The 19,968-nt window shown below is 54.5% G+C and carries 14 protein-coding genes; all 14 read left to right on the forward strand.

All coding sequences use genetic code 11. The features are described 5' to 3' along the window. The first annotated feature begins 6 nt into the window (after positions 1 to 6). The gene (locus H8710_RS08655) at positions 7 to 1,410 is read left to right on the forward strand and encodes a hypothetical protein (protein ID WP_249295107.1); all 1,404 of its coding nucleotides are present in this window, start codon (positions 7 to 9) and stop codon (positions 1,408 to 1,410) included. Between the two features lie 18 nt (positions 1,411 to 1,428). Continuing rightward, a complete protein-coding gene (locus H8710_RS08660; RefSeq protein WP_249295109.1) occupies positions 1,429 to 4,077 on the forward strand; it encodes an EAL domain-containing protein in 2,649 nt (882 codons plus the stop codon). A gap of 20 nt (positions 4,078 to 4,097) precedes the next feature. Then, on the forward strand, positions 4,098 to 4,934 hold the full coding sequence (locus H8710_RS08665; protein WP_249295111.1) for a metallophosphoesterase: 837 nt from the start codon (positions 4,098 to 4,100) through the stop codon (positions 4,932 to 4,934). Between the two features lie 9 nt (positions 4,935 to 4,943). Then, positions 4,944 to 6,140, forward strand: a complete 1,197-nt coding sequence (locus tag H8710_RS08670) for a glycosyltransferase (protein ID WP_249295113.1) — start codon at positions 4,944 to 4,946, stop codon at positions 6,138 to 6,140. Between the two features lie 47 nt (positions 6,141 to 6,187). Next, positions 6,188 to 7,402 carry a glycosyltransferase gene (locus tag H8710_RS08675; RefSeq protein ID WP_249295115.1) on the forward strand — a complete coding sequence of 405 codons (1,215 nt, stop codon included), beginning with the start codon at positions 6,188 to 6,190 and terminating at the stop codon, positions 7,400 to 7,402. 7 nt (positions 7,403 to 7,409) lie between these two features. After that, positions 7,410 to 8,378 carry a glycosyltransferase gene (locus H8710_RS08680; RefSeq protein ID WP_249295117.1) on the forward strand — a complete coding sequence of 323 codons (969 nt, stop codon included), beginning with the start codon at positions 7,410 to 7,412 and terminating at the stop codon, positions 8,376 to 8,378. Next, positions 8,375 to 9,232, forward strand: a complete 858-nt coding sequence (locus H8710_RS08685; RefSeq protein WP_249295118.1) for a glycosyltransferase family 2 protein — start codon at positions 8,375 to 8,377, stop codon at positions 9,230 to 9,232. The genes H8710_RS08680 and H8710_RS08685 overlap by 4 nt, the downstream gene beginning before the upstream one ends. A 12-nt stretch (positions 9,233 to 9,244) precedes the next feature. After that, complete coding sequence (locus tag H8710_RS08690) at positions 9,245 to 10,600, forward strand: O-antigen ligase family protein (RefSeq protein WP_249295123.1); 1,356 nt, start codon at positions 9,245 to 9,247, stop codon at positions 10,598 to 10,600. A 21-nt stretch (positions 10,601 to 10,621) separates the two neighbouring features. Further along, positions 10,622 to 12,217, forward strand: coding sequence for a cellulase family glycosylhydrolase (locus tag H8710_RS08695; RefSeq protein WP_249295125.1), 1,596 nt, complete (start codon positions 10,622 to 10,624; stop codon positions 12,215 to 12,217). After that, the gene (locus H8710_RS08700) at positions 12,214 to 13,431 is read left to right on the forward strand and encodes a glycosyltransferase (RefSeq protein WP_249295127.1); all 1,218 of its coding nucleotides are present in this window, start codon (positions 12,214 to 12,216) and stop codon (positions 13,429 to 13,431) included. Before H8710_RS08695 ends, H8710_RS08700 begins: the two co-directional genes overlap by 4 nt. Next, positions 13,421 to 14,968, forward strand: coding sequence for a lipopolysaccharide biosynthesis protein (locus tag H8710_RS08705; RefSeq protein WP_249295129.1), 1,548 nt, complete (start codon positions 13,421 to 13,423; stop codon positions 14,966 to 14,968). Before H8710_RS08700 ends, H8710_RS08705 begins: the two co-directional genes overlap by 11 nt. Then, a complete protein-coding gene (locus H8710_RS08710) occupies positions 14,965 to 15,684 on the forward strand; it encodes a DUF1919 domain-containing protein (RefSeq protein ID WP_249295131.1) in 720 nt (239 codons plus the stop codon). Before H8710_RS08705 ends, H8710_RS08710 begins: the two co-directional genes overlap by 4 nt. A gap of 137 nt (positions 15,685 to 15,821) precedes the next feature. Then, complete coding sequence (locus H8710_RS08715) at positions 15,822 to 17,276, forward strand: hypothetical protein (RefSeq protein WP_249295132.1); 1,455 nt, start codon at positions 15,822 to 15,824, stop codon at positions 17,274 to 17,276. Positions 17,277 to 17,668: 392 nt separating this feature from the next. Then, a complete protein-coding gene (locus H8710_RS08720; RefSeq protein WP_249295134.1) occupies positions 17,669 to 19,921 on the forward strand; it encodes a response regulator in 2,253 nt (750 codons plus the stop codon). Positions 19,922 to 19,968: the final 47 nt, after the last annotated feature.

Below are 19,968 nucleotides of genomic sequence, written 5' to 3' on the forward strand. Positions count from 1 at the left end.
GCCATTATGGATTTTAAGAAAGTGGTTGCCTTTATCAGGCAGCACCTGGTTTCCGCCCTGTGCGTCGGGGGTGCCCTGGCGTTTTTTGTGCTGGGGATGGGAATTTACCGGAACGTGTACCGCGATTCGGTGCATTTTTCCTTTGTATATCCCAACATCGAAAACGGTCAGTACCCAGATGGACAGCGGTTTTTGATGTACGATTTCCTCGACAACGACGTGGTCAGCGAAGCCCTGAACAATATGCGGGAAAAAGGCTGGTACACCGATATTACCCCTACTCAGATTCAGCGGAACCTGAGTGTTTCGGTCTATCTGTCAAACCCGGTGCAGGAAAAGGTGGAAAGCTCTATCGCTTCCGGAAAGGATTTTTCCTACTACAGCAATGAATACGTCATCAGCTTCAGTCAGCCCAACCCTGTCCATTTGCGGGATTGGAATGACTTTTTTGGCCTTTTCAGGAAAAACCGGAGCCGGGAGTTTTTAGACGAGCTTGTGCGTGCCTACATCAAAAAGTTCACCGAGGAGCACGCCGACAGCGGGCAGGCCTTTTACAATCTGACCTCCAGCATCTCCGACAAGGACTACGATTTTACCGACATTACCAACTACTATAAGCTCAAGGTGAACGCCTCTCTGAACTACCTCCAGGAAAAGGATGAGGAGGGCAAGGCATACGTTGCCAAGAGCACCGGACTCTCCTTCAAGGATCTGATCGCGTCTTATCAGGCGTTGTTGGATGTGGATATCCAGAAGCTCGAAAGCTATGTCAAATCTTCCCGTCTGACGAGGAACCTAGAGCAGTTTAAAAACCGCAATCACGTTCTTATCGAAAACGACACTCTATCGATGCTCAAGCAGCAGGACGAGGCTCTTCTTTCAAAGACCGCCATGGAAGAATACGACCACACCTTTACCGAGAATATCATCATCGTCAGCGAAAACGAGGAAAACGGCCTTTACCAGGCCCGGCCCAAAACCGGATACGACACGGTGACCCAGCGGACACTGACCGCTTCCACAAACGCGGTGACTTTGTCGGAGAATATCTCAGCGCTCAACTTAAAAGTGGGGCAGTATTCAGAGTCGGCGGCCGCCGATCCGGCGGAATATGCCAGAATGTGCAGCGTAGCAAACCAGATGGTCGATGAGTTCGACCAGAAATACGAGGACTTGTTCAAAAAATCAAACGCCACCATCAACGAGTACCTCCAGTATGTTAACGGCAATTATATCGAAACTTCCGCCCGGCACACCGGCCTTTTAAACATGAGGATGATCGTGAAGGCCATCATCTTTTTTGTGGCTGGCTTCGCATTTGCAGTGCTCTTCGCCCTGGCCGGCAGACTGGCCAAAACCTATGGCTGGCCTGGAATTTCCAAAAAAGAAAAAGCAGATAGGGAAGACTGAAGATAGGAGGTGACTGGAATGACTGATCTCAACATATTCGACTTGCTGCTGGCGCTCAAAAAGAAGCTGCGGGTCATCATCATTTTTACGATTTTGTTCACTTTCGCCGCCTTCGGCATGGCGAAGATGATGCAGTCGTATACCGCAACCCTTCATCTTCAGTACAAATTCGATGAGGCCAAGGAAGGTCAAGCGCCCGACGGGACAAAGCTGGACGTTTACCAGATCATGAGTCCGTCGATTATTTCCAGCGCTCTCAACAACCTGAACATGGACCTGGACCTTTCCGTCGAAGATGTAAGGAATCAGATGTTGGTCACCGAGGTGGTAGACGCCAAAGCCACTGAAATCCAGAAAGCTTCGGTGGAAAAGGGCGAGGAATACGTCATCAACCCAACCGAGTACACCATCAAATATACCTGCGACGGCTCCTACGGTGCAGAGTTCGGTAACCGGCTCCTGTCCGCCATCATCAAGGCCTACGATGAGCAGTTCGCTGAAGAGTATTACAACATGACCAATGTCATCAACTTCATGGACAATGTCGAGACGGATGACATGGACTACATGATGCTCTGCGACTTTATCAGCAGCAATCTTGACAACATCATCAGCTCCTTAAACGGGCTCAAAGACGGCAACGAATCCTTTCGTTCCGTCACCACGGGACTGAGCTTTGACGTTTTGGCGTCCTATTTTCAGAACCTTAAAGATACCGATTACCAGAAGTATTACGCGAATGTCCGGGAAGGGCTGCTCACAAAGGACAAGGAAAAGCTTTTAAAAACTTATCAGAACAAAATCGAAAGCAACCGGCAGCAGATGGAAACGAACCAGAAGGAATCCGACCTGCTACACGACACCGTCAGCAGCTTTTATGACCAGTATAAGGAGAGCCCTCTCTACAAGCAGGCCATCAACACGCAGAGCACCACAAACGGCTCCAACAGCGAGAACAAAACACTGGTCTACGACGAAAACCTTCTCAAAAACATCAACACCTACGACGATATGATGATTCGCTACGTGGATGCGGGCACTAACGCCGCCATTTTGCGTCGGGACTCGGCCTATTACCAGAACCTCATCGACGAGTTTTCGGCAAACACGGTTTCTGCCGCCGCGCAGCAGGAGCTTCTCGCCCAAAACGAAATTATTCTGGACGAAATGCTCACAAACCTGAATACCTATGTCCAGATGGCCAATAAAACCCTGGACGATTATTATGGCCGGCTCACCGCCAACCACATCAAATACCTGATGGCGGTGGATGTGACTCCCAACATTGCCATCCCGGTTGTGCTGGTTCTGGGGTTTTTCATCGGCCTGTTTATGATCTGCGTTATCTGTGTCTTTATCGAGATGTTCAAGCGGAACATAGAGCGGAAAAAGCTCCAGGAACTGTCTGCCGAGAGCGCGTTTTCCCACATCACCCCGGAGATCATCAACGGCATGACTATGATTGAGAGGGCTTTCTACGAGCAGGCCCTCAACGGCTTTGACGAGTTTTATCTGCTCTATCAGCCCATGGTGGACGGCGACAAAAACTGGATCATGGCGGAGACGCTGGTCCGCTGGAACAGTTCGCGTCTTGGACACATTATGCCCGATGAATTCCTGCCCATCGCTGAAAAATATGGTTTGCTGGATTCTTTCGGCGTCTGGATTTTCCGCAACGTCTGCCACAAGCAGAAAGAGTGGAGCGACCAGTGCCTCAGCCACCAGATCAGCGTCAATTACTCGGTAAGCCAGATCGAGAGCGGTTCCTTTGTCGACAGTTTGTTCCAGATCATGAGTGAGACAAAGGCCGACCCTCAAAAGATCTGCCTGGAGATTTCAGGCGGAGGCGAGATCGACAACATCAACTATGTGGCTCAGAAGTTCGTCGCCCTCAAGGCTTTGGGCGTCATGGTTGCCATCGACCGGTTCGGAGATACCCTGTCGTCCCTGCGGGTGCTGTATGAGATTCCCGCCGACATCGTAAAAATCAGCCGGAACTACATCGCTTCCCTGGAAGCGGCTGAGCACAATTCTTTCTTAGTGGACACCATCACCATCTGCAAAGAACAAAACCTGAAAATCTGTATGCTGGGCGTGGAAAATGAGCTTCAGGTAAAACGTCTCAAGGATATGGGTATTTCCTATATGCAAGGGTATTATTTCTCAAGCCCTCTGAGCGCAAAGGATTATACGATGAAGATCGCTGAGGATACCGACCGCGCCTATGCGGCGAAGAAGAAGGGTGCCGACAGCGAAGACGCGGAAAACAACGGCGTCGTTTCGGTCGTGATTGGAGCCGATGCACCCACACAGGTGGACGCGGATTCGAATGAAGCCGTTGGGCAGAAATCCGAAGCGGAAGTTAATGTCAAAGAAGCTTCCGGGGAAGTTTCCGAAACGGCCGAGACCGTCAAGACGGCTGAAACCGGGGATGCAAAACCAGCCATCGAAACTGAGATTTTCGAGGCAGCGGCTGAGGCCGAGGCCCTGGAATCCGAGGTTATGACTGAGGTTTCCGAGGCGGTCCAAGAAATTGCCTGCGAAGAACCTGCCCCCATAGCCGAAGAACCCCAAAAAACGGTGAAACACAAGGTTAGCCCGGCGAAGACCGGTGCCGCCGGTCGGGTCAAGGTCCGCAAAGTGCAAAACCGGAAGAACCACAGATGAGAGCGGGGAGGAATAAATCTATGATTACGAAAAAACGTGTCCTCGCCTGCATTTTGGCCATTTTTCTTGTGTTTGCCGCCTGCGTGGTGGTGGATGATGTTACCGTCGAGCTAAACACCTACGAGTACTACGACTCCGATCTGCCTATGCTGTTTTACGGCTATCGGATCATGTGCGTTTCCGATTTTCACAATTCCTTCTACCCGGGCCAGATTTCCAAGAAGATAAACGAGGAAAAGCCCGACGTAGTCCTTTTCCTGGGAGACATGACAACGCTCCCCAAAAACAATACCGACAGATTTATGGAACTTCTCGACGGCATCGAAATTGACGTGCCCATTTACGGCGTCCTCGGCAATCACGAGGAATTTTCCGAACGCAAGGACGAACTTATCCGGGAGTTCGCCGGCACCAAGATGAAGCTTTTGCAGAATGAGAGCGTCATGCTGGAGCGGGACGGCGCTTCCATCAAGCTGGTGGGCGTCAGCGACGTGGATATGGAAGACGATCAGGCGAAGGACTCCTGGAGCCTTTCCCAGATACGGGAGTACCTCTCGAAGGAGCTTGACCACTCGGCCTTTACCATTCTCGCCTGCCACCGGTCGAATCTATATCCCTATCTGGAAGATTTGGACGCCGATTTGATGCTGTCGGGACATATGCACGGCGGCGTGGTACGGGTTCCCTTCTTCGGCGGGATATTCGGACAGGACGGCGGCCTCATGCCCGACTATGACGCGGGGCTGTATCAGGAAAGCAACATGGCCTTGTACGTCAACCGGGGCTGCGACTTCACACTGACAAAACCACGGATCAACAACGGGCCGGAGATCGTTCAGATCATCCTCAAGAAATAACGGGACGCCATGAAAAAGATACTGATAATTTATACCGAAATGATTATTGGAGGAGCTACATCCGCGTTGTTGTCGCTCCTCCATTCTCTGGATTACGAAAAATACAGCGTCGATCTGCAGCTTTACAGCAACGGCGGCATCCGGCAAGGGGAAATCCCCAAAGAAGTGCACATTCTGCCGGAGGCGGACCCGTACACCCACGGATTTTGGCAAAAGGCGGCGGGAAAACTCCTGTCGCCTTGCTACATTGGGGCAAAAGTGCGCGCGGTCTGGCAAAAATCGGTGAAAAAGCGGCCTTTGAGCGCAGTGCAGGTCATGACCTGTCAGGCGGCAAAGGCGGGGCAGAAGGCCCAAAAGTCATATGACACCGCCGTTTCTTTCCTGGAATTTTGGCCCCTTTACTACCTGGCGTTCCAGGTGGAGGCAAAGCGGAAGGTCAGCTGGATTCACATCGACTACAAGAAAAGCACGCTGAGCGTCAGTTTAGACGAGGAGGCTTTTGCCCAGTGCGACAAAATTGTCCTGGTGTCGAAACAGTGCCTCGATAATTTTAGAGAGCTCTGCCCGAAATTTGCCGGGAAAGCCGTCTGGACCGAAAACATCGTCTCGCCGGGGCTCATCCGCCGGGCGGCCGGGAAGGCACAGCCGGAGCTGCCCGGCAAAGCTTCGCCGGATGTGATTCGGCTCGTGACAGTTTCCCGGGTGGATTTCAGCCATAAGGGATTGGATCGTGGGATCGAAGCCTTCCGCCGCCTCAAGGAAGAAGGGCTGGCAGGGCGGTTCCAGTGGGTCGTCATCGGGGACGGGGACGACCTGGAAGCCTTTCAGGAGATGATTTCCGAAAACGGGCTCGAGAGCCTCATATTCCCCCTGGGCATGAAGCCGGAACCCCTCCCTTACCTGAAGCAGGCGGACGCATTTTTTCTGCCCTCCCGGTACGAGGGGAAACCCATTTCGGTATCGGAGGCCCAGATTCTCGGGGTGCCGCCGCTGGTCTGCGCCTATGAATCGGCTCGTGAACAAATTTGGGACGGCATCGACGGGCTGGTGTTTGAAAACAGCGGGAAGGGGGTTTATGAGGGGCTGAGACGGCTGGCGGAACAGCCGGAAATCCTCAGTGCCCTGGGGGAAAACCTGCTGAAACGGGATTTTGCCGACCGAGAGGCCATTGAGGCCATCGACAGAATCATCGGGGGCACGTCCTGACTGGCGGGACAGTCCAGTAAAATCCATGATGGAAGGGCGTTGGAGCCGTGAATCTATTGTTTGTCAGCGGTCTGTTCCGCAAAGAGCGGGAACGGGAGATTTTTTCTAAATTCAAGATGTTTCCCTACGCGGCCGCAAACGTTCACCAGTGGCATATCCTGGAGGGGCTGGCGGGGCGGGAGGACGTCTGTGTGGAAGCGGTGAACGCCGCTTTCGTCGGCACCTACCCCCGGGAGTACAAGGACGGCTACATCCACGGAGGCAGCTGGGAATACAAAGGCGTCGAAGTTCACGAGGTGGGCTTTTTAAACCTGTTCGGCATCCGGTCTATTTCCCGCTCCATTGGTGTTTACCGGGGCATGGTCCGCTGGTGGAAGCGGCACCGGGGGGAAGAAAATACCGCGGTGCTCTATTCGATGATCACCCCTTTTATGCTGGCGGGCGCGTTGGCGAAAAGGCGGTGTAAGGGGCTCAAGCTCTGCCTTTATGTGCCAGACCTGCCCGGCTCCTTTTTACAGATCGGCGGCAAGGGGAAAATCTACCGTTTTTTGAAGAGGGTGGACTGTGCTTTGATGAACAGGCTCCTCCAAAAGATGGATAGCTTTGCCCTTTTGACCGAACAGATGAACGAGAAGGTCAACCCCGGCGGGGAAAAGCCCTACACCGTAGTGGAGGGCATCGTTTCCGCCGCCGACGTGCCGGACATCGAGGATTTCGTGCCGGGAAAAACGCCGTCTTTTGTCTACACCGGGCTCATCGACCGGGCTTTCGGCGTGCTGGATTTGGCGGAGGCGTTCACTTTGCTGGAAGGGGACTGCACCTTGGAACTCTACGGCCAGGGGGAAGCCCTTGAGACCATCCGCGAAATGGCCGAGAAAGATCCCCGCATCCGCTGCCACGGGGCGCTCCCCCGCGGAGAAGTCCTTCAAAAACAGCGGAAGGCCACCGTCCTTGTCAACCCCAGAATGCCCGACAAGGATTTTGTCCGGTATTCCTTCCCGTCAAAGACGCTGGAATACCTGCTTTCGGGGAGGCCGGTGCTAATGTTTCGGCTGGATGGCATCCCGGAGGAATATTACGAGTATATCTCCACCTATCCATCCCCGGACCACGGGGAGATGGCAGCGGTTATGAAGCGGCTTATGGACGCCCCGGAACAAGAACTGACCTGCCGGGGAAAACGGGGCCGGGAATTTGTACTGCGAGAAAAAAATGAAGCAAAACAAGCGCAAAAACTTATCGAACTGCTGAAACGGAGCTGAAAGACAGATGCCCAAGATGTTCACCCTTATGACCTGCACCCACAACCACGCCGATCTGCTGCGGCTGACACTCTCCGCTATGATGGAGCTTCGCGGCCTTGAGGAATACGTGGAAGAAATCCTCGTCGTCGACAACGCCTCCACCGACGAAACGCCGGGGGTGGTGAGGGAATTTGCAGAGCAAAATCCCATCGTCCGGTATCTGCTGGAGCCGAAACAGGGTGTGGCTTATGCCAGAAGGCACGCGGCGGACCTCAGTACCCCGTGGCTCATCTTTGTGGATGACGACAACCTGCTCTCGAAAAACTATCTCATCCGGGCGGCGGAGCTCATCGAGGAAAATCCCGACGCGGGCGTCCTCAACGGGGCGGGCATCGCTGCCCCTGTACCGGGGCAGCGCTTTACCGCCGACGAGCAGCAGAGGTTGTTCGCTGTGGCGGCGTATCTGGCCTGCTCCCACCCCAGCGCCGATTCCTTCCGGGCAGGGATGAAAAGCATGGCCACCGTGCCCTACGGGGCGGGGGTCGTTTTGCGGGTTGAACCGCTCAAGCGGTTTTCCGAGCGGGGCTGGACCAAAAACGTGGGCCGCAGCGGCGGTGCCCTCACCTCCGGCGAAGATGGGGAGATCATCGTTTCTGTCTTGCAGGAGGGCTACCGCTACCTCTACGACTGTGAGATGTATTTTTACCACCTGATGCCCAAGGAGCGGCTCGGGGAGGATTACCTCTCGCGGCTTTACAGTGGCATCGGCCACGGCATGTATCACTACCACCGGCAGGGGATTTACGGAAGGCTCCGAAATCTTTGCTATTTTGCCGGGTACTGCCTGAAACTGCTGGTTCTCCCTGTGGCGGCGGCCCTAGTGAACGACCCGGTGAAGAAAATTTCCTATCATTACAAAGCCTGCTCCTGGAGAGCCTATAACCGCTGCTGTCTGGGGGAACGAGGCGAACATGAGGTGGTGAGCCGTCTATGACCGAAGCGCAGATTTCCGTAATTATCCCGGTGTACCAGGCGGAGAAAACCATCCGCCGGTGCCTGGACAGCATTTTTGCCCAAACTTATCCTCATTGGGCGGTTCTGGCGGTGGACGACGGCTCCAAAGACGGGAGCGGGGCGATTCTCGACGAGTACGCTCAGACAGACTCCCGGGTGCAGGTGTTCCACCAGCCCAACGGAGGGGCCGCACATGCCCGAAATGCAGCCATCAAGCGCCTCGAGACAAAGTATGTGACCTTTCTCGACTCCGACGACTGGCTGGAGCCGTACGCACTGGAGAAGATGCTCAAAATCGCCCAAGATACCGATGCCCAGATCGTTCAGTGCAAGTTCTATTATGATCACCCAAATGGGGAGCAATACCTCCCCCAGGACAGCTTCTCCGACGGTATGGTGGCCGACCGGGCGGATTTTCCCAAAACGGTCTATCACAAAATGCTGACTGGGATTCAACTGAACCATGTATGGCACTCCCTGTTTGAGTCCCAGTTGATGGAAGGCCTCGCCATGCCGGAAAATATGGTGACGGGGGAGGACCTTTACTTTTTGATCGACGTATTTCCCAGAGCCAGCCGGTACGCCTACACTGCCAAGCCCTTGTTCCACTATTTCAGGCGGCCGGACGGGCTGACCGGCTCTTCGCTGAAGCTCAAGGAAAAAATCCACTGTAACTGGCTTCTTTCAAAAAAGCTCAGCGCTTCGCTGAAAAACTGGGGGATGGATACCCCGTGGTATCATATAAAAGCGTATCTGCGGCTGCCGCGGGTCTTTGTATCCAAGGCCTACCGTATGGTGCGAAACGGCATGATGAAACTGAAAATCGGCGGGTAAGGAGATGAGGATATGACGGATATTGCCATGGAGGCAGGGAAACCAAAAATAAAAATCAAACAAGTCGACTGGAAGCAGTATTTGACGTATCCAAACGTGATTTTAGGGCTGGGCTGGTTTATCTGCATCGCCATCGGAATGGTGCCGGCGATGGAGAGCCTGCTTTCCATCGCCCTGCTGGGCCTTGCTCTCTTGCTCATCCGCCGGGACGAGTTTTATATCTTTTTGATGTTTTTCATCTTTTTTGTCGATCAGTTCAACTTGGGCTCCGGGTCTCCGGCCTATCGAATTTACTCCTATCTGGTGCTCATCAAATTCATCGTCGAGATTCCAAAGGCAAAGTTCCGAGTGCCTTACCTGCCCGCTTTTTTGGTCTTTTTCCTCTTCTGCATTTTCGGGGTAGGCTCGGTGGGGGGGATCCGGCTGGGCCTGCACCTCTTTGCCGATATTTTTATCATTTACGCCATCCTCATAAGGCTGAAGGCAGACCCGCCTATGTTCCGCAAAATGGTCTTTCTTTTCGGAGCGGTGGCGGTGGCAGCGGGCATTTACTCGTTGCTCGCCGGCAACATCATTTCCTATGACGTGGGCCGCGAAGGGGTCCGCTCGTCGGAAATCGTCCGGTACTGCGCTACCTTCGGGGACGCGAACTACGCCGGATTCTTCTACAACATCGCGATTTTCGGCCTCCTGAGCCTGAAAACGCCCAAATGGTATGCCCGGCTGCCCCTTGTGCTGGTACTCCATTACTTTCTGCTGCTCACCAACAGTATGACGGCTTTTTTGGCCTATTTCTGCTGCCTGGCCATGTTTATCCTCCTGCGTTACCCCAAAAAATCCATTGTCATTTTCCCAACGGCGGCCTTTGTGGCCATTATTGTCATTGCGGTGGTGATGGCAGTGCCGGCGCTGCGGGAGATCGACTTTATCAAAAATGTCGTCATACGGGTCAGCGAACAGCTGCGGTACCTGCAAAGCGGCCGTTTTGACATGTTCACCAGCGGCCGGACCGGCATATGGGAATATTTCATGGACTTTTTTAACAAGCAGGACATTTTAGGGAAGCTCTTCGGCGGCAACGTGGTCACGTCGGCTATCACTGACCCTAAATTTACCGAGCACGGCGCCTGCCACCAGGTTTACATCCAGGGCCTTCTCACCTTCGGCATCATCGGCTCCATCGTGGTGTTTTTGACGGCTATCGGCAAGTTTTTCTATAAATTTGTCACCTATTTTACCACCCATGTCAAGGGCGAAAACGCCGACATCGTCCGGGTGGTGCTGATTGCGACTATGATGTGGCTGTTTTTCGGCTTCAGCATCGACTTTTTCCTGGACTGGCGGTTTATGTACTTTTTCTTCATTTAACGGGCAAAGGAGCGGGGGACTGTGACGGTAAAATCGATTTTCAAAGGGCTGCTGGCGGCCGTGTTGGCGGCGGGGATGCTTTGCTCCTGCCTGCCCGGCGGGGAGGGAAAGCCCGCGTCGCCCTTCCCGGCGGTGGACGGCACTGGCTTTGTTTTAGACGGCGGGCCCTATGTTATCAAGAGCGTGGCCGTGGCCGTCAACGGAAACAACGTGATGACAGAGGACGACTATGAGACGATTGCCGATCTGGGTTTCAACGCTGTTCGCCTCCACTGGGACTACGCTCTGCTGGAGAGCGACGCTGACCCCTATATTTACCTGGATTCCGGGTGGAAGCTCCTGGACGCCCAGATTTCCTACGCCAAAAAGCACCGCGTCAAGGTGCTCATCAACATGCACTTTCCCCAGGGCGGCTACCAGTCGTCTGGGCAGGGGACGGCCCTCTGGACCGAGCAAGAAAATCAAAACCGCCTCGTCGAGATGTGGGGCGCCATCGCGAAGCGTTATGCAGATAATGAAACGGTGCTGGGGTACGGCATCGTCAACGAACCGGTCCCCTGTGCCGCCAACCTGAAAACGGGGCTTCGGCTGTGGAGCGAGCTGGCGGGGAGGATCACCGAGCGAATCCGCAAGGCGGACCAAAACCACATCATCTTTTTGGAGCGGGCAAATGGCATCGCCGACCAAAACGGCGTGCGGAGCCCTCAGGCTTTCGGTGAGGAATACCGCTACGGCTTCCCGGAATCGGAGGATGAAAACACCGCCTACGAGTTTCATTTCTACGATCCCTACGCTTTCACGAGCCAGATTTACAGGCCCCAGGGGGATTCCTACAAGCCTTATCTCAGCTACCCCAACGATTTTGTGACCGAGGCTCAAAACCCCCGGTTCGCGGAAAACAGTTACAAGGGCCCTACCGCCGACCTTGCTAACTATGAGGTTCAGACCGTCACCGGGGAGCCGGTGCGCTACGACGGGGACGGCCCCGCCTATTTCCAGACCGGGCTTTCCTGCGTTTCCTCTCAGGCGGGGGGAGGCGTGCTCCTCAAGGGCTTTCGGGTCCGGGAATACGACGAAAACGGCGGCCTTTTGGGGGATGTTCTCAGCTTGACCATGGAGGAGCCGGAGACCTTTTACATCTGGTCGCCGGATGTGAGCTGGAGCTCCCAGTACGATGAGGTGCAGAAGGCGGCGTACATCGAAAACGCTGTGGGGAATTTCTCTGCCGTCCTCAACGAGGCGAATATCCCCATGAAAAAAGGCCATTCCTATCAGGCGGAGGCCACGCTTTCTCTGTTCGGTTTTTCCCCCGACAGCCAGATCGCTCCGTTCATGAACCGCTATGACTGCGATGGCTACAGCGTTTTGGACAAAGACTACCTGCGGCGGCAGATAGAAACCTATGTCCGGTTCGGGGAAAAAGAGGGGATTTCCCTCTTCCTGGGGGAGTTCGGGCTTTCCGCCGCCGCTCAGGACCCCGCCCGCGGCGGGCTCCAGTGGGTTTCCGACGTAAAGGGGATTTTGGAGGAGGCGGGCCTCAGCTACAGCTACTTCGCCTACAACGACGAATACTACCCGCTGAACCGGAATAACTGGAAGGGGGCGTCTGCGCCGTGAGGAAAAAAATCGCTTTTGTGACGCCGTCTCTGCTGCCCATGCCCCCGGTGAAGGGCGGGGCCATGGAGACGCTTGTCAACCACCTGCTCCTCTGCAATGAAGAGGGCCATGAGTATGATTTCACCGTGTACTGTGTCGGGGGTGAAGTAGCTCAGGCAGCCGCGAAAGATTACCGGCACACCCGGTTCTGCCACCTGCCCGGCAAGGCTTTTTGCCCCCGGTTCGACGATCTGTTGGTCCGCGGCTGCCGGAAGCTGCTGCATCTGGAGCTGAGCCCGGAGCGCGCCTACGGAAAACGGGCGGCGAAGGCCCTTTCCGAAGAAGCTTTCGACCTGGTCATCGTGGAAAACCAGCCGGAATTTCTCCCATTGGTGCGGAAAGCGGCCCCTCATACGCCGGTTTGGCTGCACCTGCACAACCATCCGTCTAATTTCAGCCAAAAGGGCCTCCGCGGGCTTTCTGGCTGCGACGGCGTTTTGGCGGTCAGCGATTTTATCCGGGAAGAAACCCTGGGGGCTTGTTCCCTGCGCCCGGAACAGGCGCTGACTTTTAAAAACTGCGTCGACACCGGGCGTTTTGACGCGGGGCGGCACTCGGAAGAACGGCGGAAAATCCGCGCCCGGTTCGGCGTCGGGGAAGAGGACGTCGTTTTGATGTACAGCGGCCGCCTGTCGGAAGGGAAGGGGGTCGGCGAGCTGATGGAGGCGTTTTTGCAGGAGCCTGATCCTACGCTCAAGCTTCTCCTGGTGGGGAGCGACTGGTACGGCGCCAATGGGAAAACCCCCTTTATCTCTTATTTGCAGAGCCTTGCGGAGAAAGCCCCCGACCGGGTATTTCAGACCGGGTTTGTCCCGTTTGCCGAAATGCCCGCCTATTACGCCGCGGCGGACATCTGCGTCCTCCCGTCCCTTTTGGAGGAAGCGGCGCCGCTGACCGTCCTGGAGGCCCTGGCCGCCGGAAAGCCCTTGATCGGCACCGACGCAGGGGGAATTGTAGAAAACGTGTCGGAGGACTGCGCCGTCATCGTCAAGCGGGACGAAAACTTTGTGCCTTCCCTGGCCGCGGCCATCGGAATGCTCAAAGACGACCCGGAGCTGCGCTGCCGGATGGGAGAAGCGGGCCGGAAACGGATGGAAACGCGGGATGTCGAAAGCTATTACGAGCGTTTCCGGCAAATACTGACTGAAATCTGTGGGAGAAGCCATGCGGACTGAAAATTCCATTCGAAACAGCGCCTTTGCCCTGGGCGGGCAGTTTGTGAGCCTTTTGACCGGCTTTATCATGCGGACGGTGTTTGTCCACACCCTGGGCGACGATTATTTAGGGCTCAACGGCCTGTTCACCAGCATCCTTTCCATGCTGTCCCTGACCGAGCTGGGGCTGGGAACCGCCGTCAGCTTCGCCCTGTATAAGCCGCTGGCGGAAAACGACGAGCCGAAAATCGGCGCGCTGATGCACTTTTACAAAAAAGCTTACCAGCTCATCGCATTGCTGACGGCGGCGTTCGGGCTGCTGCTGCTTCCCTTTCTCGACGCCATCACAAACGGCGTGTCCGACACGGTGCCCCATCTGACCATCATCTACCTGCTGTTTTTGGGCAACACGGTGCTGAGCTACTTCTTTTCCTACAAGCGGACCCTCATCACCGCCCACCAGAAGCACTACCTGAACACCATAAACGAAAGCCTTTTTATGTTCATCCAGTACGTCATCCAGATGGCGGTGCTGCTGACTACCTATAACTACGTCCTCTACCTCGTCGTCCAGATGGGATGCGTCTTTTGCTCCAATTTGCTCATCTCCCGCAAGGTGGATAAAATGTACCCCTACCTGAAACGGTACAAGGGGGAGCGGCTGGACGGGGAAACCCGGTCGATGATGAAAACAAACATCGTTTCGATGATGTTCCACCGGGTCGGTTCGGTGGCGGTGACGGGGACGGACAATATCATCATCGCCCAGATCAGTATGGCGGTTTTGGGGCTTTACTCCAACTACACGCTGATTATCGGGACCATTCGGACGGTGCTGTCCCAGGTGTTTAACGCCGTCACCGCCAGCGTGGGGAATCTCATTGCCGTGGAGAGCCGGGAACGGCAGTACGAAATCTATAAAAACATCAACTTTGTGAATTTCTGGATTTTCGGCTTTTTCACCGTGGCCCTGGGCCAGACGGTAGAGCCGTTTATCGCCCTCTGCTTCGGCGGGGAGCGGCTTTTGTCCCAGGGGGTGCTCTACATCTCCCTTATCAATTTTTACTTGAACGGGATGCGGCTTTCCAGCGTGCTCGTCATCAACGCGGCGGGGCTTTTCAAGCAGGTCAAGTACAAGTCCTTCATCGAGGCGATTGTGAACCTGGGGGTGTCGCTGTTTTTCCTCATCGTGCTGAAATGGGGCATTTACGGAGTGCTTTTAGGCACCACCGTCTCCTTCCTGACCACCAACCTGTGGTGGGAGCCCTATTCCATCTACCGCTGCGCTTTTAAAGAACCTTTGCGGAAATACTTTACGTCCTACGCGGTCTACGCGGTGGTGACGCTGGGGGCCTATCTCCTCGCCGATTTTCTCTGCGGCTTCATCACCCTGGGCGGGTGGCTGGGCTGGATTCTTGTGGGGATCGTCAGCTCCCTCGTGTCAAATGCACTCTTTTTCCTGCTGTTTTTCCGGACAAGGGAATTTGGGTACTTCAAGGAAATCTGCCTGCGCTACGGGCATAAAATCAGCAATAGACTGACTCGGAAGGGGGAATGAATGTGAAAGCGGCTGTCAAATCGGCGCTCAAGGAAATGTGGTTTCGCCTGCCCCATATCAGGAGGCGGCAAAACCGGTATCTCGCCTGGATTCGCGCCCAGTACGACTACAGCGCGAAACCGCCTTCCATCCTCACACCGTCCTGCATCGGCGGGCTCATCTCCCACAACCTGGGGCTTGCGTTTCGCTCTCCCACTGTGAATTTGTGGATGGATAACCACGATTTTGTCAAGTTCGCCTGTGATCTTCAGCATTATCTCTCCATGGAGCTCACCTTTCTGGCCCCCGGGGAAAAAACAGAACAGTTTCAGGAGGGGGATTACCCCGTGGGAAAGCTGGGGGACCTGACCGTTTACTTCAACCACTACCGTTCCGACGAAGAGGCCAAAGACGCCTGGAACCGGCGGAGAGAGCGGGTGGATGCTCAAAACCTTTTCCTCATCTGCGACGACAACCGGCTCTCCGACGAAGAAATCGCGGCGCTCCAAAAGGTCCCATGCAAGCGGATGATTCTCTTTACGGCAAGGCCCCGCCCGGAACTGCCGAATTCCTTCTGGATGAGGCGATATGAGAGCCTGGGGTACCTGGACAACTACAACGTTCGGGAACCGGATGGGTTCCGAGAATTCGAGCGGGTGTTCAACTACGCCCGATGGCTCAATGGGGAAAAGGATTTTGCTATCGGGGAGGGGCAGTTCCCGCCGGAGGTTGCCTGAACCTTCACGCAGACATTCAAAAGACCGGGACGCCCTGTTCCGGCCTTTTTTGCGTTTTTTGTAGACATAGGCCGCATTTTGTTGTATAGTTAAGAAAAGAAACAATAAGCCTTCCAGGCGGGAAAGGAATTGCAGCTATGAAAAAAATCTCCATCGTCTTTTTTGCCCTTTTTCTCCTCACTGCGCTTTTGTGCCTCGGCTCCTGTTCCGGGAATAAGCTGGGCGGCGATGCCAATGCATACAGCTGGGAGCTCAACACCGGCAGCCACACCCTGACCATTGAGGGAAAAGAACCCAGCGGCGGGCCCGATCTTTCCCCGGGGCCGTGGAACCTGGCGGAAGTGCGGGAGATCGAGCACATCGTGCTCAAGGGGAAGGAAGCCCGATATTTTGTCCCCGAGGAGCATCTGGCGCAGCTTCCTAACCTGAAAACCTATTGCGGCAGCTACAACGGGGCCTCCTGGACCATTGATCTGGAGAAAGGAACCTTGACCCTCGACGCTGACGGAGTCATCAGCAATGAAATGTTTCCCGTGGTGGGAGAGGCCTGGAAACACTTTGCCGATTCGGTGAACCGGCTCGTCATCGGGGACGGCGTTACTTCCATCCGGCAGGTGGTGGGCGTGGGAAAACCCGCCGACCCAAGGCCTGTGCTCCGCGAGCTGGGACTTGACACCGTGGTGCTGGGCAAAAAGCTCAAATCCATCGAGGGCCTGGACACTGTTGCCAAAGAATCCTATGAGGTCAATGCCAAAAACCAGACCTTTTTTACCTATGACGGGGCGGTGTACACCAAAGCGGACAATATCATCGCCGCCCGCCCTTCCGGAAAGCCTTCCCTGACCTACCACCCGGACATGCCGGAGCAGATTGCCGGTATGCTGGGGAACTTTGCCTGGCGGCTCAATTTTATCGACCAGACTTTGACTTTTGAAGGAGAAGGCGCCATGCCCGACCCCTGTAACCTGGTGGAACAGTGCATCCCCTATCGTGATTCCATCCACCGCATCGTTTTCGGGGATAAAATCACCACCATCAAAAGGGAGCAGGACGAACGGAATATCCTGAACCTGGAAGCGGATACCTGCGTTTTAGGAAAAAGCATGCAGCACAATATGCAGCTGACCCGGATGGCGGAAAAATCCTATGAAGTGGATCCCGACAACCCCTATTTGTCGGTTTACGACGGGGCTTTGTACTCCAAGGACTACAAAAAGCTGGTGGCTTTTCCCGCCGAGAAGACCTCGGTTGAGTTCCATCCCAAGATGAAAGTCATCGGGCAGGATTCCTTTATCAACGCCCAGATCCCGCTGGTAGTGGTGCCCTGGGGCGTCACTATCGTGGAAGACAACGCCTTTTCCCAGATGGGCACTTATGGAGCTGCCGTGGTTCTGCCGGATACCCTGAAGCTGGCCGGTGCTCACGCCGCCCCCACCGAGGAATGGGCGACGGTTTATCTCTATTCCGACAAAAACACCGTAGCGAAAGAGGCGTTCCCCGTGGGCGGGCAGGCCTACGAGACCCTTGTAAAACAAATGAAGGAAAATATCGGTTTTACTTCAGTCTACGATTTTTATCCTGGCGCCCGTTAGGAAAAGGGGATGAGCGTATCGGGAGAGGTGTCCCCTTACGGAGCAGATTCCCTTTGTTAGGGAGAGAGAAGCGGCCGGGCTTTTGCTGGTCCTATCCCACCGCAAGTTTGTCTAAGTGAAAGAAAAGCCGGAGGCGGGATTGCCTCCGGCTTGTTTTATGGGGAAAAATCAATTTTTGAATTGGCTAAAAATTTGCGGCAATGCTGTTGCGCAGGTAATAATGCAACAAACAGGGTGATATTTTGCTAAAATGCATAAAATTGCGCGTGGAACCCGTTTTTTCTTGATTTTCAAGCTCGGCGGTACTATAATAGAATATAATAATTGGATTACTTTGCCGCAGGGAAAAAGAGCAGTTTTTTGCCTGCAATTTAGAAGGGACGGACAGACTCTTGCTGAAAGAAAAAGAAAAGGCGAAGACACAGAAATTCACTAAGTGGACAGCTGGGCTGTTGATTATTCTGCTTGTGGTCTATTACATTGTCACATTGGTGAACACCAATAAAATCGCAGATCAGGTGGAACAGATCAGCGAACATCCCTTTCCAGTGTCCATCGCGGCTGGAAAGGTGGATACCTGCGCCACTCAGCTGCGGACGTTGCCGGAGCGGCTCACCTATTTGCGCAGCCCTGAGGCCATCGAGACGGTGCGGCGCCATATTGACGAAATCGACTCTGTCATGACGGAAAATCTGGATTTTATATCCCAACGGCACCTGACTAATCAAAAGGCTCCGGAATTGCTCCAGGAAACTTATCAGGACCTACGAGTCCAGCTGAGCGCGCTGCTGACCCTGGCGGACCAGCCAGATGCAGACACTAAGGATATCAACTCCTTCTATACCAGCAATGTAATTCCTCTTTTGGACGAGATTGACCGCCTTGGACTGGTTATCCTAGACGGCGCACAGAAAAATTTTGTTGCCTTTGAGCAGCTGGCCGGCTCAACCAGATTGGGCACCATTGTCTTTGCCACTGTGCTCATGCTGGCGGTTTTAACATCGCTGGGAATCTATCTTTATATCATCCGGACGAAAAACCGGCAGGAACAGGCCATGCAGGACGCGTTGAGGGAGGCCCTCGCCTCGGCTCAGAACGCCAACGATGCAAAATCCCGGTTTTTGTCCAATATGTCCCACGATATTCGCACCCCTATGAACGCCATTATCGGTATGACGGCCATCGCGGGGATGAATTTGGAGGAGCCTGCCAAGATGAAGGACTGCCTCAATAAAATTTCCGCTTCTTCGAAACATCTGCTGGGACTTATCAACGACGTTTTGGATATGAGCAAAATCGAGAGCGGCAAAATCACCCTGAATAACGAGGAATTCTTCATGCCAGAGCTCATTCAGGGGATCGCCGCCATCGTCCAGCAGCAGGCCAAGGCTAAACAGCTGGATTTGGATATCAGCATCAGTGGATTGGATCACGAGCGGGTGGTGGGAGATACTCTGCGCATCAACCAGATGCTGCTCAATATCGTCGGAAACGCCGTCAAATTCACGCCTTCCGGCGGCCAGGTAAACCTCAAGATTCGGGAGCTGCCGCCCAAACTCCAAGGGTACGGCTGTTACCGCTTCATTATAAGCGACACTGGTGTTGGTATACCGGAGGATTTTCTCGACAAGATCTTTCAGCCCTTTGAACGTGTGGGCACTTCCACTCAGAGCAAAATCGAGGGAACTGGCCTGGGGATGGCCATTACCAAAAGCATTGTAGACATGATGGGCGGCCAGATTTCCGTTGAGAGCGAGCTGGGGAAAGGGACCACCTTCCAGGTGACGCTCCACTTGAAGCTGCAAAAAGGGGAAGAGCAGATGGACTTCAGCGCTTTGCGGGAGCTGCGGACTCTGGTGGTGGACGACGATAAGGACGTTTGTGAGGACACGGCTCGGATGCTGCGGGAAATCGGCATGGAAAGCGAGTGGGTCCTTACCGGACGGGAGGCTGTTGAGAAAACAGCTGCCTCTCATGAGGCGCACAGGGACTACCATTCGGTGATTCTCGACTGGAAAATGCCCGAAATGGATGGCCTGGAAACGGCTCGCCAGATTCGGAATAAGGTGGGAGACGAGGTTCCCATCATTATTTTAACGGCGTACGATTGGTCGGATATCGAGGAAGAGGCCAAACAGGCGGGAGTGAACGCTTTTTTGGCGAAGCCCCTCTTCAAATCCAGGCTTTATCACGTGCTGCGGGACGTAATAACGGCAGAGTACTCAGTCTCGGAGGAGGAAAAGGAACCGGACAAAGTTTTGTTTGAAGGCCGGGTGCTTTTGGTAGAGGACAATGCCATCAATATGGAAATCGCTGAGGAATTTCTCAACTTTAGCGGCGTTACGGTGGAAAACGCCTGGGATGGCGAGGAAGCATTACAGATGGTTTCCGACGCTCCAGACGGGTATTACAGCCTGGTGTTCATGGATGTGCAGATGCCGCGCATGAATGGCTATGATGCCACCCGGCAGATCCGCCGAATGGAGGATGCCCGGGGCAGAGGGCGCACCCCCATCGTGGCCATGTCGGCCAACGCCTTTGTGGAGGATGTAGACAAAGCCTACGCCTCTGGGATGGACGCATACCTGACAAAACCGGTGAGCATTGATGAGATTCGCGGCGTGCTGCGGGAATATCTGGGGTAAGTGCAGCGGACAGGATCGGGGAAGCTGTACGGAAAAATAAAACAGAT

The sequence above is a fragment of the Fumia xinanensis genome, assembly GCF_014384905.1.
Taxonomy (GTDB): Bacteria; Bacillota; Clostridia; order Oscillospirales; family Ruminococcaceae; genus Fumia; species Fumia xinanensis.